Source organism: Variovorax sp. GW458-11-26-14-LB1 (genome assembly GCF_059423965.1).
Map to the genome: position 1 here is coordinate 67,732 of NZ_JBWKYW010000020.1, position 14,911 is coordinate 82,642.

The window sequence follows — 14,911 nt, forward strand, 5'->3', positions numbered from 1 at the left end:
CGCCAAGGGTGCACCCATGAGCGACGCGCTGCCCTTGCCACATCGCGTGTCGCTGTCCACGCCGGACGGCGAGACGCTGGCGCTGCGGCGGCTGCCCGCCGCCGGCAGGCCCCGCGCCGTGGTGGTCGTGGTGCACGGGCTGGGCGAGCACGCGGGGCGTTACCACGGCCTGGCCAAGCAGTTGCACGGTTGGGGCTTCGCGGTCTGGGCGCACGACCATCACGGGCACGGCGAATCCACCGGCGCGCGCGGCGGCCTGCCCAGCGAGCTGCGGCTGGTCGACGACCTGGCCCTGGTGATCGACGATGCGCGCCGCGAGAACCCCGGTGTGCCGCTGGTGCTGCTGGGCCACAGCCTGGGCGGCCTGGTCGCCGCGAGCCTGGTGGCGCGCGGCGTGCGGCCGGTCGATGCGTTGGTGCTCTCGTCGCCGGGGCTCGATCCGGGGCTGAACGGCTTCCAGAAGGTGCTGCTGGCGGTGCTGCCGCGCATCGCGCCCAACCTGCGCGTGGGCAACGGGCTCGACGACAACTACCTCTCGCACGACCCGGTGGTGGTGCAGGCCTACCGCGACGATCCGCTCACGCACGACCGCATCGGCAGCCGGCTGGCGCGTTTTCTTGCGTACGAAGGCGCCACGGTGCAGCAGCACGCGGCGCGCTGGCCGGTGCCCACGCTGCTGATCTACGCGGGTGACGATCGGCTCGTGCGGCCGGCGGCCAGCCGTGCCTTCGCGGCCGCTGCGGCGCCCAGCGGCAACGTCGAGGCGAAGTGCTTCGACGCGCTGTACCACGAGCTCTTCAACGAGCTCGATGCGGAGCCCGTGTTCGACACGCTGCAGCGTTGGCTCGACCGGCGGTTTCCGGCGGCGGCTGTCCCTGCGCGCGTGGCCTGAGGCTCAGGCCTTGGCCACCGGCGCGCGCCGGCGTTGCGTCTGCGCGAGCCAGAGCAGCGCGGCGCCGGTCAGGGCCACCGGCACCAGCGAGCCGTAGTTCAACAGCTGCCAGCCCTGCGTGGTCACCAGCACACCCGAGGCGAACGAGGTCAGCGCCAGCGTCGCGAACACGCAGAAGTTGAGCGCGCCCTGGGCGCGGTCGCGCTCCTCGGCCGTGTAGGCCGTGAGCGACAGCGTCGTGCTGCCGGTGAACAGGAAATTCCAGCCCACGCCCAGCAGGAACAGCGCCACCAGGAAGTGGTGCAGGTCCACGCCCGACAGCGCCACCACGATGCAGCCGAGGTTGAGCGCCAGCCCCACCCCCATCACCGGCAGCGTGCCGAAGCGGCGGATCAGGTGGCCGGTGAAGAAGCCCGGCGCGAACATGCCGATCACGTGCCATTCGAGCACCAGCGCCGCGTCGGAAAACGGCAGGCTGCAGATCTGCATTGCGATGGGCGTGGCGGCCATCAGCAGGTTCATCACGCCGTAGCTCAGAGCGCCCGCAGCGGCCGACACGATGAACACGGGCTGGCGCATGATCTCGCCCAGCGGCCTGCCGCCGGCGGCTTCCTTGCGTGTCGGTGACGGTGGGAACTCGATGAAATGCATCACTGCCATCGAGAGCAATGCCACCGCCGCCAGCGCGATGTAGGCGCCGGCGAAGGGCACGGAGAGCGCTTCGCGCGTGAAGGTCGCCAGGTTCGGCCCCGCCACCGCGCCGATCAGGCCGCCGGCCATCACCATCGACACGGCCTTCTCGCGCCAGGCCGGCAGTGCCAGTTCGGCCGCCGCGAAACGGTAGAGCCCGGCGTTGGCGTTGTAGTAGCCCGCGACCACGGTCGCGAAGCACAGCAGCCAGAAGTTCTTCGAGGACGCCGCGTAGGCGCACAGCAGCGCCGAGCCGACCGCCACCGCCAGCCCGATCTGGAACGAACCGCGGCGGCCGAAGCGCTGCTGCGTGCGCGCCACCAGCCCCGTGCTCAGCGCGCCGCCCACCACATAGCCCATCACCGGCAGCGTGGCCATCCAGCCCTGCGGTGCGATGCCCAGGCCCACGAGACCGTTGATGGCGATGAAGGTGACGTTGTTGGTCAGGAGCAGGCCCTGGCAGATGGCCAGGAGCCACAGATTGCGATTCATGGGGCGCGGTTCTACGCGATTGGGCGACGAAGGCAAGGCGCCGGCCAAAAAAAAGCGCCCTCGCGGGCGCCGGAATTCTGAGAATGAAATTCGCCGGGTGGCAGGTCAGGTCGGCTTGTTGCCTTGAAGCAGTCCGCTGAGCGAGCCCAGGAGGTCGTCCTGGTTGCCGAGGCCTTGCTCGGGCACCTTGCCCTGCGGCGTGAGCTGGTTGATGAGGGCCGGCAGCATGGTGGCCAGCATCGGCAGCAGCATTTGTGCGTTGATGCCGAGTTTGGAGGCGATGGCGGCGATCGTGTCGCCGCCCAGCGCGTTCTGCAGCTGATCGCCCGACACCGGCTTGTTTTCACCGTTGCCGATCCACGAGCCGATCACGTCGCCCATGCCCGCCTGCTCGAATTTCGAGACCATGCCGCCGAGGCCGCCCTGCCCGCCGTTATTGGCAAGCAGGCCGCCCAGGGCACCGGCGAGGCCTCCGAGATCTCCCAATCCCCCGAGGCCACCGCCTTGCGGTTGCTGCTGTTGTGCAGCGCCTCCTAGCACCTGACCGAGTACCGAATCGAGCAACCCCATGACCATTCCTTGGTGTGTGACAGAAACGCTCACATTTTCCAATGTGGCGACCCGCTTGCCGAAAGTGGCGCGGCCACTTTCGAACTGGCAACGTGACAAATTACTTGCTGCGTGCTGCGCGTTTCGGCAGGAGCGCGGGGCTGACGCCCTGCACACCGACCAGGCCGAGCACGGTGACGAGCGAATTCTGCGCGCCTTTCCATGCATCTGTCACGTCAATCGACTCGGCCAGCGAGTGGAATCCGCCCGACTTGCCGCCGCCGCCGATGATGATGGCCGGGATGCCCAGCGAAATGGGAACGTTCGCATCCGTGCTGCCGCCGCGCAGCAGCGTCTTGTGGCCGAAAGCACTGTTGGAACGCGTGGCGGCCTCGACGATCACCGAGTCGGGCGCCGTGCGGCCACCCGGGCGGTCGCCGATGAGCTTGGTGCTCACGCTCAGGCTGGTCACGTTCCAGCGCTTGTTTTCTTCCGCCACGGCCTCGTCGAGCGTGGCGAGGATCTTCTTCTCGGTCTCCAGCAGCGAGACCATGTCGTCCGAGCGGATGTCGATGGCCATGCGCGCATCGGGCGCGATGGTGTTCACCGAGGTGCCGCCGCCGACGGTGCCGACGGTGAAGGTGGTCTTGGGGAAGCTGGGCGTGCGCACCTCGGCGATCTTGGCGATGGCGCGGCCCATGCCGTGGATCGCGCTGGGCACCTGCCCGAAGGCGCCGAAGCTGTGGCCGCCCGGGCCCTTGAAGGTGACTTCGTAGCGATGGCTCGCGGTGCCGAGCACCAGCACGTGGCCGTCGGGCGAGGGCTCCAGGCCGACCATGCCGTCGATGTCCAGGTGGTCGCGGAAGATGGCCTTCATGCCGCGCAGGTTGCCCAGCTCTTCCTCGCCGACGTTGGCAACGATCATCAGGTCGCCCACGGTCTGGATCTTGTTGTCGTTGAGCACCTTGAGCCACGACAGCAGCACCGACAGGCCGCGCGTGTCGTCACCGATGCCGGGCGCGAAGAGCTTGCCGTCGCGCTCCTTCACCTTGACGTCGGTGCCGGCCGGAAAGACCGTGTCCAGGTGCGCCGAGATCAGCAGCTTGGGGCCGTTGCCCGTGCCCTTGCGCAGGCCGATCACGTTGCCCTCGGCGTCGATCTTCGCGTCAGGCAGGCCGAGTGCCTTCAGCCGTGCCAGGAAGGCTTCGGCGCGCTTCTGTTCCTTGAAGGGCGGCGCCTCGATCTCTGTCAGCGTCTTCAGTTCTTCGACCGTGCGTTCGTGGTCGGCCTTGACCGATTCCAGCAGCTTGCGGATCGCGGGCGACGCCATGAGCTGGGTGTAGGCCTGGTCGACCGCGGGGCTGACTTGCGCCGGTGTGGGGGCAACGGCCTGGCTTTGGGCGTGAACGGCGGGCATGGCGCACAGCGCGGCCAGGACGAGGGGGGCGAGACGAAACGCGCGGGATGAACGAGGCATGGGGGGAGCGGTCCTTCCGGGAGGCGGATTGAACAAGGAAAAAACGAAGCGGCCATTGTTCCGCAGGCGCCCGGTGTGCGCCTCGCGGAAAACACCCCCCGAACCGCTCAGGCGCCGACGAGCGACACCAGCGCCGCGAGTGCCGCGGTTTCTGCGCGCAGCACCCGCGCGCCGAGCGTGGCTGGTGCGAAGCCGCGCGCGATGGCGTCCTGTTCCTCGGTGGCGCTGAGACCGCCTTCGGGGCCGCTCAGCACGAGCGCCGGTTGCGCGGTGGGTGTCTCTGCGGCCACGGCGGTGACGGCGCGCGTGCCGTCGGCCAGACTCAGCACCAAGCGCGTCGCTGTCGTATCCGCGGCGGCAGCGCTGCCGAGCCAGCCCGCGAAGGACTGCACCGGATGGATCACCGGCACGCGGTTGCGACCGCACTGTTCGCAGGCCGCGACGGCGATGGCTTCCCAGTGCGCCCGTTTCTTCTCGGCGCGCTCGCCCGACAGGCGCAGCACGCCGTGCGCCGTGGCCAGCGGCTGGATGCTGGTCACGCCGAGTTCGGTGGCTTTCTCGACCAGCCAGTCCATGCGCTCGTTGGCCGGCATGCCGACCGCCAGATGCACGGCGCGGGCCGCTTCGCGCTCCACCGGCGTGTGGGTCCCCACCTTCACGGCGACCTCGCTGCGGCCCATGCGCTCGACCGTCGCGGCGTACTCGCCGCCCGCGCCATCGAACAGGGTGAGCGTGTCGCCGGGCTGCATGCGCAGCACCTGCACATGGCGCGCGGCGCCCGGCGGCAGCGCCAGGCTGGCGCCGGCGGTCAGCGGCACGGAGCAGTGAAAACGGGGCATGCGATGAGATCAGGAGCTGACGGCGCCCGTGGTGCGGGCGCTACAGCGATTTTCTTTTTCGGCTTTTTTCAGTTTCTCTTCAGACTCGGCCGTAGGCGAAGCCGGTGACGGCCGTGGTGCCCTCGACCTCGTCGATCACGCGCAGCAGCGGCTTCAATTCGATGTAGCGGCTGGCGGTGGCGCGGATGTAAGCGATGAAGCGAGGTGTGTCGGCCAGGTAGCGCGGCTTGCCGTCGCGCAGCGTGAGGCGCGCGAAGATGCCGGCCACCTTGAGGTGGCGCTGCAGGCCCATCCATTCGACCGCGCGGTAGAAGGCGCCGAAGTCCTCGTCGACCGGCAGCCCGGCCTTGCGCGCGGCGGTCCAGTAGCGGATGGTGATATCGAGCACGAACTCCTCGTCCCAGCTCAGGAAGGCGTCGCGCATCAGGCTGGCGATGTCGTACGTGATCGGGCCGTAGACGGCGTCCTGGAAGTCGAGCACGCCCAGCGGCTGGTCGGCGTCGTCGCCCACCATCAGGTTGCGTGGCATGAAGTCGCGGTGCACGTACACGCTCGGCGACGCGAGGTTGTTCTCGACGATCAGCGCGAAGGCGCGGTCCAGTCGCTCCTTCAGCTGGCCCTCGACGGCCACGCCGCGGTGCTTGCCGATGTACCACTCGGGAAAGAGCGCCAGTTCACGCTCGAGCAGCGCGCGGTCGTAGGGCGGCAGCACGCCGGGCTTGGAGGCCAGCTGCCAGCGGATCAGCGCGTCGATGGCCAGGTCGTAGAGCGGCCGGTTGGCGTCCGGGCGGGCCGGGTCGATCACGTCCAGCATGGTCTGGCGGCCCAGGTCGTCGAGCAGCAGGAAGCCGTGGTCGCGGTCCCATTCGAGCACCTGTGGCGCCGTCACGCCGGCCTCGGTCATCAGCTGCGCCACCTGCACGAAGGGGGCGCTGTTTTCCTTGTCGGGGGGCGCATCCATCACGATGCGCGTGCCACCGTCGGTGGTGTCGAGGCGGAAGTAGCGGCGAAAGCTCGCGTCGGCCGAGGCCAGCCGGACGGTGTCCGGTCGCAGTTGCCGGGTGTCGGCAATGCCGGCCAGCCAGCCCCGGAACGCTTCGGCCCGCTGCGGATCTGTCCAGAGAATGGCCTGGGCGGGGTGTGGGGTCGTGGACGCCGGGGTCGAAGGTGCTGTCATGGATAATCAATTCTACAAATCCGCCTGGCGCGGCACCCCTGCTCGAGGTCGATCCGACCGGGCGGGGTGGCTGCCGGACCCCGCAACCCGCCGGCTTGCCGCGCCGTCCCGACGATTTTTCGTTCCGAATCGATGCCTACGACCCCACGCGCTGCCTTGCGACGTTCGAGCCCGCCGCTGCCACTGGCCGTGCTGTCGCTGGCGCTGCTGCACGCGCATGGCGCCTTCGCCCAGCAAGCCGGTGTGCTTGAGGGACCGCTCACGCTGAAGCGCACGCCGCTGCTCACCGAGACGCTGACGCCCGTGCAACGCAGCCAGCTGCCCAGCCTCGTCACCGGCGACCGCATTTCCGGCCGCCCCGACCTCGAGACCGTGGTCGAGGGCAACGCCACGCTGCGTCGTGGCCCGGTCGCCATCACGGCCGACCGCCTCGAGTACTACCAGCCCGACGACCGCGCCAAGGCCACCGGCAACGTGCGGGTCAACCAGGCCGGCAACGTGTACGAAGGCCCCGAGCTGGAGCTCAAGCTCGAGACCTTCGAGGGCTTCTTCAACAACGTGCGCTACCGCTTCCTCGCGACCGGCGGCCACGGCGAGGCCGAGCGCATCGACTTCGTCGACTCCAACGTCTCGATCGCGCGGCGCGCCAGCTACACCACCTGCCGCCGCGAAGACTTCCCCGGCTGGATGCCGGCCTGGCTGCTGACCGCCGCCACGCTGACCACCGACACCGAGGAAAACGAAGGCGTCGCCATCGATGCGCGCATGAGCTTCATGGGCATCACGACGCCGCCGATCCCGCGCGTGACCTTCCCGCTGTCCAACGAGCGCAAGAGCGGCCTGCTGCCGCCCACCATCGGGCTGGACAACACCAACGGCTTCGAGGTCGCGCAGCCCTACTACTGGAACATCGCGCCCAACCGCGACGCCACCTTCACGCCCACGCTGATGAGCAAGCGCGGGCTCAACCTGGCCAGCGAATTCCGCTACCTCGAGAAGGACTACAGCGGCAGCATCCGCCTGGACCTGATGGGCAGCGACCGCCTCGTGGGCCAGCGCTACAACGAGGCGCGCGCCGAGCAGCTGCAGAAGCTGAACAACGGCGAGATCGCGCTCAAGGACCTGAACTTCGGCAAGCCGCCCGACAGCAGCAAGCGCTGGGGTCTGTGGCTCAACCACCACCACGACTTCGACGCCAAGGCGCTGGGCCTGGACTCGCTGTCCGCCAGCCTCAACATCAACCGCGTCAGCGACAACGACTACTGGCGCGACTTCACGCGCACGCCGACGCTGGCGCAGCGCCAGCTGCCGAACGATGCCTCACTGAACTGGACCAAGGGCGACTGGAGCGGCGCGGTGCGCGCCCTGCGCTACCAGACGCTGCAGTACAACCTGTCGCCGGTCGTGCCCTCGTACGACCGCGTGCCGCAGATCACGGCCAACTACGCCAAGTACGACTGGCACGGCTTCGACGTTTCGCTGAACACCGACTACTCGCGTTTTCGCGTCAACAGCATCCTGGCCGGCCAGCCCGGCTTCGACCTCATCCAGCAGTCGCAGCCCGACGGCGACCGCGTGTTCGCGCAGGCGGCGATCAGCCGGCCGTTCCTCACGCCGAGTTCGTTCGTCATCCCCAAGCTGCAGCTGCACGCGACCTCGTACAACTACTACCTGCCGCAGTCGTCCATTCCGAAGGTGTCGGTCAACGGCATCGACTACGTGAACGGGATGCCGTACAACCCGAGCCAGCTGTACTTCTTCCCGACCTCGTCGAACCGCGTCGTGCCGACCTTCAGCCTGGACAGCGGCCTGGTCTTCGAGCGCGACGCCAGCTACTTCGGCCGCGCCTTCCGCCAGACGCTGGAGCCGCGCGCGTACTACGTGTACACGCCGTACCGCAACCAGAGCATGCTGCCGAACTACGACTCGGCCGCCAACGACTTCAGCTTTGCGACCATCTACACCGAGAACGCGTTCTCGGGCGCGGACCGCATCTCGGACACCAACGCGCTCACGCTGGGCGTCACGTCCCGCCTGATCGATCCGGGCACCGGCGTCGAAGCCGTGCGCTTCGGCATCGCGCAGCGCTTCCGCTTCGCCGACCAGAAGGTCACGCTGCCGGGCGTCGCGCCGGTCACCGACCGCACCAGCGACCTGCTGCTGGGCGCCCAGATCAACTGGACGCCCAAGTGGAGCCTGGACACGCTGCTCCAGTACAACCCCGATTCGCGCCGCTCCACGCGCAGCGCGATCAGCGCGCGCTACAACCCGGGCCCGTACCGCAACCTCAGCGCCGCCTTCCGCTACCAGGCGCCGAGCACGCCCACGGCCACCGACGGCAACAAGTCGATCGACTTCGGCTGGCAATGGCCGCTCAACGACCTGTGGGGCGACAAGGGCAAGGACCTCGGGCCGGGCAAGGGCGAAGGCGGTGGACGCTGGTACGCCGTGGGTCGCCTGAACTACAGCCTGCAGGACAAGAAGCTCACGGACGGCGTGCTCGGGGTCGAGTACGACGGCTGCTGCTGGATCAGCCGTGTGGTGCTGCAGCGCATCACCACCGGCCAGGTGACGGCCAACACCCGCATCATGTTCCAGCTCGAATTCGTCGGGTTCTCCAGCATCGGCTCGAGCCCGATGCAGGCGCTGCGACAGAACATCCAGCGCTACCAGCCGCTGCGTCAACCGACCGAAGCCCCGAGCCGCTTCACCAATTACGACTGAAACGACGACCGTCCACGCCATGAAACACATCCGTTCCCTCATCACCCTGGGTTGCCTTGCGGCCATCGCCGCAACGGCTGGCGCACAGGGCTTTCGTTCCGGCAGCGGCATCACGGACATCATGCGTGCCGGTCCCCGGATCGTGCCGCCGGCGGCGCGCCCGGCCGGTCCCGCGGCGGCGCCGGTGCAGCGCGCGGCCGAGTACATCGTGGCGCTGGTCAACTCCGAGCCGATCACCAACACCGAGGTGCAGTCGCGTGTCACCCGTCTGATCCGCGAGAACCCGGACGCCGAGCGCGTGCCGCGCGCCGAACTCACGCGCCTCGTGCTGGAGCGCCTGATCACCGAGCGTGCGCAGCTGCAGCTGGCGAAGGAAAACGGCATCAAGGTCGATGACGTGGCGATCGACCAGGCCGAGCAGACCGTGGCCCGCCAGAACGAGATCAGCCTCACCGAACTGCGCAGCCGCGTCGCGGCCGAAGGCATCTCGCCGCGCGAATTCCGCAACGACCTGCGCGACCAGTTGCTGCTCACGCGCCTGCGCGACCGCGAGGTCGAGTCCAAGGTCAAGATCAGCGACACCGAGGCCGACGAGTACCTGCGCGACCAGCGCGAGAGCGCCGTCAAGAACAACGCCCTGCTCAACCTCAACATCGCTCAGCTGCTGGTGGCCGTGCCCGAGAACGCCACCGAGGCGCAGGTCGCGACCGCACAGAAGAAGGCAACCGACCTCGCACAGCGCGCGCGCAGCGGCGAAGACTTCGCCAAGCTGGTACGCGAGAACTCCGACTCGCCCGACCGTGCCAACGGCGGCGCGCTCGGCCTGCGCAGCGCCGACCGCTACCCGCCGGTGTTCGTCGAGGCCACGCAATCGACCGCGGTGAACGGCATCGCCGGACCCGTGCGCTCGGGCGCCGGCTTCCACGTGCTCAAGGTGCTGACCAAGGCGCAGGTGGGTTCGTCGGATGCGTCCATCACCCAGACCCAGGTGCGCCACATCCTGCTGCTGAACGACCCCAAGCGCACGACCGCGCAGGCGGTGGCCCAGCTGCAGGAATTCAAGCGCCGCGTGCAGGCCGGTACCGCCGACTTCGCCGGCCTGGCGCGCGACAACTCGCAGGACGCGAGCGCCAAGGAAGGCGGCGACCTCGGCTGGTCGCGCCCCGGCCAGTTCGTGCCCGAGTTCGAGGAAGCCATGGACCGGCTCACGCCTGGCCAGATCAGCGACCCCGTGGTGTCGCGCTTCGGTGTCCACCTGATCCAGGTGGTCGGCCGCCGCGAAGCCAAGCTGAGCCAGTCGGAGCAGCGCGAAGCCGCGCGTGCCGCGCTGCGCGAACAGCGTGTCGAAGAAGCCTTCACCACCTGGGTGCAGGAAGTGCGCGCGCGCGCCTACGTCGAATACCGCGAGACGCCGCAGTCCTGATGGCCGCGGCAGCGTCTTAGGCCGCGATGGCACAGCACATTGCAAGAAAGCGGTTCGGACAGCACTTCCTGTCCGACGGCGGGATCATCGACGGGATCGTGCAGGCGATCGCGCCGCAGCCCGGCGATGCGATGGTCGAGATCGGGCCGGGGTTGGCGGCGCTCACGCAGCCGCTGGTCGAGCGGCTTGGCCGCCTGACGGTCATCGAGCTCGACCGCGATCTGGCCAAGCGGCTGCGCGAGCATCCGCAGCTCGACGTCATCGAGTCGGACGTGCTCAAGGTCGACTTCGCCGAACTCGCGGCCAAGGCCGAACCGAAACCGCTGCGCGTGGTGGGCAACCTGCCCTACAACATCTCCACGCCGATCCTGTTCCACCTGCTGGGCTATGCCCACCTGATCGCCGACCAGCACTTCATGCTGCAAAAGGAAGTGATCGACCGCATGGTGGCCCGACCCGCCACCTCGGACTACAGCCGCCTGAGCGTGATGCTGCAGTGGCGCTACGACATGGAGAACGTGCTGTTCGTACCGCCCGAGAGCTTCGACCCGCCGCCGCGTGTGGACAGCGCCGTGGTGCGCATGGCGCCGCTCGCGCAGCCGCCGGTGGTCGATGCGGCGCGGCTCGGCGAGATCGTGCAGGTCGCCTTCAGCCAGCGCCGCAAGATCCTGCGGCACACGCTGGGCAAGTGGCTGGGGGAGCACGGCTTCACCGGCGAGTTCGACATCCAGCGCCGGGCCGAGGAGGTGCCGGTGGCCGAATACGTTGCACTGGCCCAGGCCGTTCCCCCATGAAAAAAGCCCGTCGATGACGGGCTTTTTTTGTGACGGCGAGCGGTTGCAGTTACGCAGCTGCCAGCCAGTACCCCGCGTTGAAGGGGCTACTCATGCGCAGCGCCAGGGGCGACACGTCGACGAGCTTGTCGGTCGGCATTTTCTCGCCGGCCGGCTCGGTGCTGGCGGCGGGCGTGGCCGCGGCGGCTGCCGTGGCGGTGGTGTTGACTTCGATGCCATCGAGGGTTTCAGCGGTCGGCTGAGCCTCGTTCGCCCGTTCTGCTTGGCTGGTGGATGCAGAACGGGCTACAGAAAAGAATAGAAGCAGCGGAACGGGACCTTGCGATCGCCCCAGTAGTCCGAAGCGTCGCGGAAGATGTCGAGCAGTTGCTCGCGCGCTTCCTTGTCGAACTTGGCGTTGGCCGGGATCTGTTCGAGCACGATGACGAAACCAGGCTGCGGGCCCGATTTATGCAACGGGTCGGTCATGCAGTCGTACAGCGCGTCGAAGTTCTTGCCGAAGTGCGCTGGGAAGGTGAACTGCTGGGCAATCAGGTCGAGCACGTCCTGCTTGGTCTGGGCGTTGCCCAGGTTGGCGTACAGGAAGTGCTGGCCGGCCGCGTTGGCGGCATCCTGCAGGTCGTTCACGCGGAACGCGCGGATCGATTGCACGATGTTCGGGCGTACGGCTCGAAGGGATAAGGTCATATCCGCTGGTCTTTCCATAGTCATCATCATCTCGTCGGGGCGCTTCGGGGCGCCGCTCAGGTCGTTGTCATCGCTCATGGCGCAATCCGTCTGAAACTCGCATAGTGGTCCGCCGTGTACCAGCAGGCTTCGGGCGCCGTGCGCTGCTCGCCACCGCAAACGATTCGCCGGGCACCGCGGTTGCGCGCGCCGGGCGTTGGCACCGTGTATTCGCGGTAATGCCCGCGGCGTGCCGCTGGCAGGATGCGTTCGCGATTGCCGAATACCGTGCCGTCTTTGTCGTACCGGAAGGGGCCACCGTCAAGGATGGCCTGGTAGGTTCGCTGGCCCTGGACCGGCAGATCGGTCAGGGCAATCGATGCCTCGGAGGACGTTTTGTCGGCGCCGAACCATCCGCGGGCCTCGGCCCCCGTCGTCAGAGCCACCAGCATCAAGCTGGTGAGCGCAAACTTAGTGACAGAGGACGTGATCGAGGCGTAAGCCGCCATGGGGCACCACAAGAAAAGAGCGGGGGGTTTGAATTGCGCTCAACCTCGGGGTTAACCCGCAAATTCAAGCCCGCGAGTGTGCACCACGCTGGCGAAAATAGCAAGCGACTGCCCAAAGTTTGAGCAGTCGCGGGGACGGAAAGCGACGCCTTAAGTTGGCGTCCACTCTCGCCAAATGGCCTATCTCTCGGCGTTTGCGTCGGCCACTGTCAAGGCTGTCATGTTCACGATGCGGCGAACAGTCGCGCTCGCCGTGAGAATGTGCACAGGTTTGGCCGCGCCGAGCAGAACCGGGCCGATGGCGATGTTGCCGCCGGCCGCGGTCTTGAGCAGGTTGTAAGAAATGTTGGCGGCGTCGATGTTGGGGAACACCAGCAGGTTGGCGTCGCCCGCGAGCGCGCTGTGCGGCATGACGACCGCGCGCTGCTTGCTGTCCAGCGCCACGTCGCCGTGCATTTCGCCGTCCACTTCGAGCCAGGGCGCCTGCACGCGCAGCAGGTCGAGCGTCTTGCGCATCTTGACGGCGCTGGGCTCGTTGCTGGTGCCGAAGTTGGAGTGCGACAGCAGCGCGGCCTTCGGCTTGAGGCCGAAACGCATCATTTCCTCGGCCGCCATGGTCGTGATCTCGGCCAGTTCCTCGGGCGTCGGGTCGTAGTTGACGTGCGTGTCGACCAGGAACACCTGGCGGTCGGGCAGCAGCAGGCCGTTCATGCAGGCGTACACGGGCACGTCCTGCGGGGTGCTGGCGCAGCCGCCGGGGCGCTTGCCGATCACCTGGTCGATGTAGTGCAGGTGGATCAGCGTGGTGCCCCAGGTGCCGCAGATCATGCCGTCGACCTCGCCCTTGTGCAGCAGCATGGCGCCGATCAGCGTGAGGCGGCGGCGCATCTCGATCTTGGCGGTCTGCACCGTCTGGCCCTTGCGCTCGGTCATGCGGTGGTAGGTCTGCCAGAAGTCGCGGTAGCGGTGGTCCTGCTCGACGTTGACGACGTCGTAGTCGAGCTCTTCCTTCAGGCGCAGGCCGAATTTCTCGATGCGTTGGGCGATGATGGCCGGGCGGCCGATGAGCGTCGGGCGCGCCAGGCCTTCGTCCACCACGATCTGCGCGGCGCGCAGCACGCGCTCTTCCTCGCCTTCGCAGTAGGCCACGCGCTTCTTCGGTGCGCGCTTGGCGGCGTCGAAGATCGGCTTCATGGTGGTGCCCGAGGCGTAGACGAAGCTCTGCAGCTTGTCGCGGTAGGCGTCCAGGTCCTTGATCGGGCGCAGCGCCACGCCGCTTTCCTCGGCCGCCTTGGCCACGGCCGGCGCGATCTTCATCATCAGGCGCGGGTCGAAGGGCTTCGGAATCAGGTATTCGGGGCCGAAGCTCAGCTTTTCACCGGCGTAGGCGGCGGCCACGCGTTCGCTCTGCTCGGCCTGGGCCAGCTCGGCGATGGCGTGCACCGCGGCAATCTCCATCTCGTCGGTGATGGTGGTGGCGCCCGAGTCGAGCGCGCCGCGGAAGATGTACGGGAAGCACAGGACGTTGTTGACCTGGTTCGGGTAATCGGTGCGGCCCGTGGCCATGATCACGTCGTTGCGCACCGCATGGGCGTCTTCGGGGGCGATCTCGGGGTTCGGGTTGGCCAGCGCGAAGATCACCGGCTTGGGCGCCATCTTCGCGACCATGTCAGGCTTGAGCACGCCGCCGGCCGACAGGCCGAGGAACACGTCGGCGCCGGCGATCACTTCCGACAGCTTGCGCATGTCGGTTTTCTGCATGTACTGGCGCTTGTCGTCGTCCATCAGCTCTTCGCGGCCTTCGTAGACCACGCCGGCCAGGTCGGTGACGAACACGTTTTCGCGCTTCAGGCCCACCTTGAGCAGCAGGTTCAGGCAGGCCAGCGCCGCGGCGCCCGCGCCCGAGGTGACCAGCTTCACTTCGGCGATGTTCTTGCCGGCCACCTTCAGGCCGTTGAGCATGGCGGCCGCCACGGTGATGGCCGTGCCGTGCTGGTCGTCGTGGAACACCGGGATCTTCATGCGCTTGCGCAGCTCGCGCTCGACATAGAAGCAGTCCGGGGCCTTGATGTCTTCCAGGTTGATGGCGCCGAAGGTGGGCTCCAGCGAGGCGATGATCTCGACCAGCTTGACCGGGTCCTTTTCGTCGATCTCGATGTCGAACACGTCGACGCCGGCGAATTTCTTGAAGAGAACGCCCTTGCCTTCCATCACCGGCTTGGAGGCCAGCGGGCCGATGTCGCCCAGGCCCAGCACGGCGGTGCCGTTGGAAATGACACCCACGAGGTTGCCGCGCGAGGTGTACTTGAAGGCGTTGGCCGGGTCCTTGACGATTTCCTCGCAGGGCGCGGCCACGCCGGGCGAGTAGGCCAGCGACAGGTCGCGCTGGTTGACCATCTGCTTGGTCGCCGCGATGGCGATCTTGCCGGGGACGGGAAACTCGTGGTACTCGAGGGCGGCACGGCGCAACAGGGCGCGCTTGTCTTCCGGGGTGGGGGTCGAAGGGGACGATGCGGTCGAATCGGACATGTGCCGTTGCTCCTGGTGGCGCTTCTTCTGGGGGCGCCGATTGTAGACCTCGGTCCATACCGCCCTACGTCGCATGGCCGGTGGCAGGCATGACCAAAAGCACGGGGCACCGTCAAGGCCCTGTGGCAATATGTGTGGCTGGGACACAAA

Annotated in this window: 13 protein-coding genes; 5 read left to right on the top strand and 8 right to left on the bottom strand. The window is 67.8% G+C overall.

Annotated features, from left to right (window positions below; genetic code table 11):
* Positions 1 to 16: 16 nt before the first annotated feature.
* On the top strand, positions 17 to 892 hold the full coding sequence (locus AC07YS_RS15445; RefSeq protein WP_495269354.1) for an alpha/beta hydrolase: 876 nt from the start codon (positions 17 to 19) through the stop codon (positions 890 to 892).
* A gap of 3 nt (positions 893 to 895) precedes the next feature.
* Here the strand turns inward: AC07YS_RS15445 and AC07YS_RS15450 are convergent, their stop codons facing one another.
* The 5 genes from AC07YS_RS15450 to AC07YS_RS15470 all read right to left on the bottom strand — a co-directional run bounded on the left by AC07YS_RS15450 (position 896) and on the right by AC07YS_RS15470 (position 6,116).
* The gene (locus AC07YS_RS15450; RefSeq protein WP_495265874.1) at positions 896 to 2,074 is read right to left on the bottom strand and encodes an MFS transporter; all 1,179 of its coding nucleotides are present in this window, start codon (positions 2,072 to 2,074) and stop codon (positions 896 to 898) included.
* A 105-nt stretch (positions 2,075 to 2,179) separates the two neighbouring features.
* Entirely contained in the window at positions 2,180 to 2,644 is a 465-nt protein-coding gene (locus tag AC07YS_RS15455) for a YidB family protein (RefSeq protein WP_062473592.1), read from the bottom strand.
* A gap of 100 nt (positions 2,645 to 2,744) precedes the next feature.
* The gene (locus AC07YS_RS15460; RefSeq protein ID WP_495269355.1) at positions 2,745 to 4,100 is read right to left on the bottom strand and encodes a M20/M25/M40 family metallo-hydrolase; all 1,356 of its coding nucleotides are present in this window, start codon (positions 4,098 to 4,100) and stop codon (positions 2,745 to 2,747) included.
* Between the two features lie 107 nt (positions 4,101 to 4,207).
* On the bottom strand, positions 4,208 to 4,939 hold the full coding sequence (locus tag AC07YS_RS15465) for a 16S rRNA (uracil(1498)-N(3))-methyltransferase (protein ID WP_495269356.1): 732 nt from the start codon (positions 4,937 to 4,939) through the stop codon (positions 4,208 to 4,210).
* A 79-nt stretch (positions 4,940 to 5,018) separates the two neighbouring features.
* Entirely contained in the window at positions 5,019 to 6,116 is a 1,098-nt protein-coding gene (locus AC07YS_RS15470; protein WP_495269357.1) for an aminoglycoside phosphotransferase family protein, read from the bottom strand.
* A gap of 132 nt (positions 6,117 to 6,248) precedes the next feature.
* On the opposite strand from AC07YS_RS15470, the gene AC07YS_RS15475 reads away from it, so the two are divergent.
* From AC07YS_RS15475 to AC07YS_RS15490, 4 genes are all read left to right on the top strand, one after another.
* Positions 6,249 to 8,840 (top strand): LPS-assembly protein LptD, encoded by a 2,592-nt coding sequence (locus tag AC07YS_RS15475; RefSeq protein WP_159274211.1) that lies wholly within the window; start codon positions 6,249 to 6,251, stop codon positions 8,838 to 8,840.
* 19 nt (positions 8,841 to 8,859) lie between these two features.
* The gene (locus AC07YS_RS15480; RefSeq protein WP_062473582.1) at positions 8,860 to 10,263 is read left to right on the top strand and encodes a peptidylprolyl isomerase; all 1,404 of its coding nucleotides are present in this window, start codon (positions 8,860 to 8,862) and stop codon (positions 10,261 to 10,263) included.
* 26 nt (positions 10,264 to 10,289) lie between these two features.
* Entirely contained in the window at positions 10,290 to 11,057 is a 768-nt protein-coding gene (gene rsmA, locus AC07YS_RS15485) for a 16S rRNA (adenine(1518)-N(6)/adenine(1519)-N(6))-dimethyltransferase RsmA (RefSeq protein ID WP_495269358.1), read from the top strand.
* 92 nt (positions 11,058 to 11,149) lie between these two features.
* Positions 11,150 to 11,299: a hypothetical protein gene (locus tag AC07YS_RS15490; RefSeq protein ID WP_495269359.1), complete on the top strand. Its 150-nt coding sequence runs from the start codon at positions 11,150 to 11,152 to the stop codon at positions 11,297 to 11,299.
* Between the two features lie 43 nt (positions 11,300 to 11,342).
* Here the strand turns inward: AC07YS_RS15490 and AC07YS_RS15495 are convergent, their stop codons facing one another.
* From AC07YS_RS15495 to AC07YS_RS15505, 3 genes are all read right to left on the bottom strand, one after another.
* Positions 11,343 to 11,768 (bottom strand): barstar family protein, encoded by a 426-nt coding sequence (locus AC07YS_RS15495; RefSeq protein ID WP_095747788.1) that lies wholly within the window; start codon positions 11,766 to 11,768, stop codon positions 11,343 to 11,345.
* 50 nt (positions 11,769 to 11,818) lie between these two features.
* On the bottom strand, positions 11,819 to 12,232 hold the full coding sequence (locus AC07YS_RS15500; RefSeq protein ID WP_056574987.1) for a guanyl-specific ribonuclease: 414 nt from the start codon (positions 12,230 to 12,232) through the stop codon (positions 11,819 to 11,821).
* A gap of 180 nt (positions 12,233 to 12,412) precedes the next feature.
* Positions 12,413 to 14,761 carry an NADP-dependent malic enzyme gene (locus tag AC07YS_RS15505; RefSeq protein WP_070063343.1) on the bottom strand — a complete coding sequence of 783 codons (2,349 nt, stop codon included), beginning with the start codon at positions 14,759 to 14,761 and terminating at the stop codon, positions 12,413 to 12,415.
* Between the last annotated feature and the right edge of the window lie 150 nt (positions 14,762 to 14,911).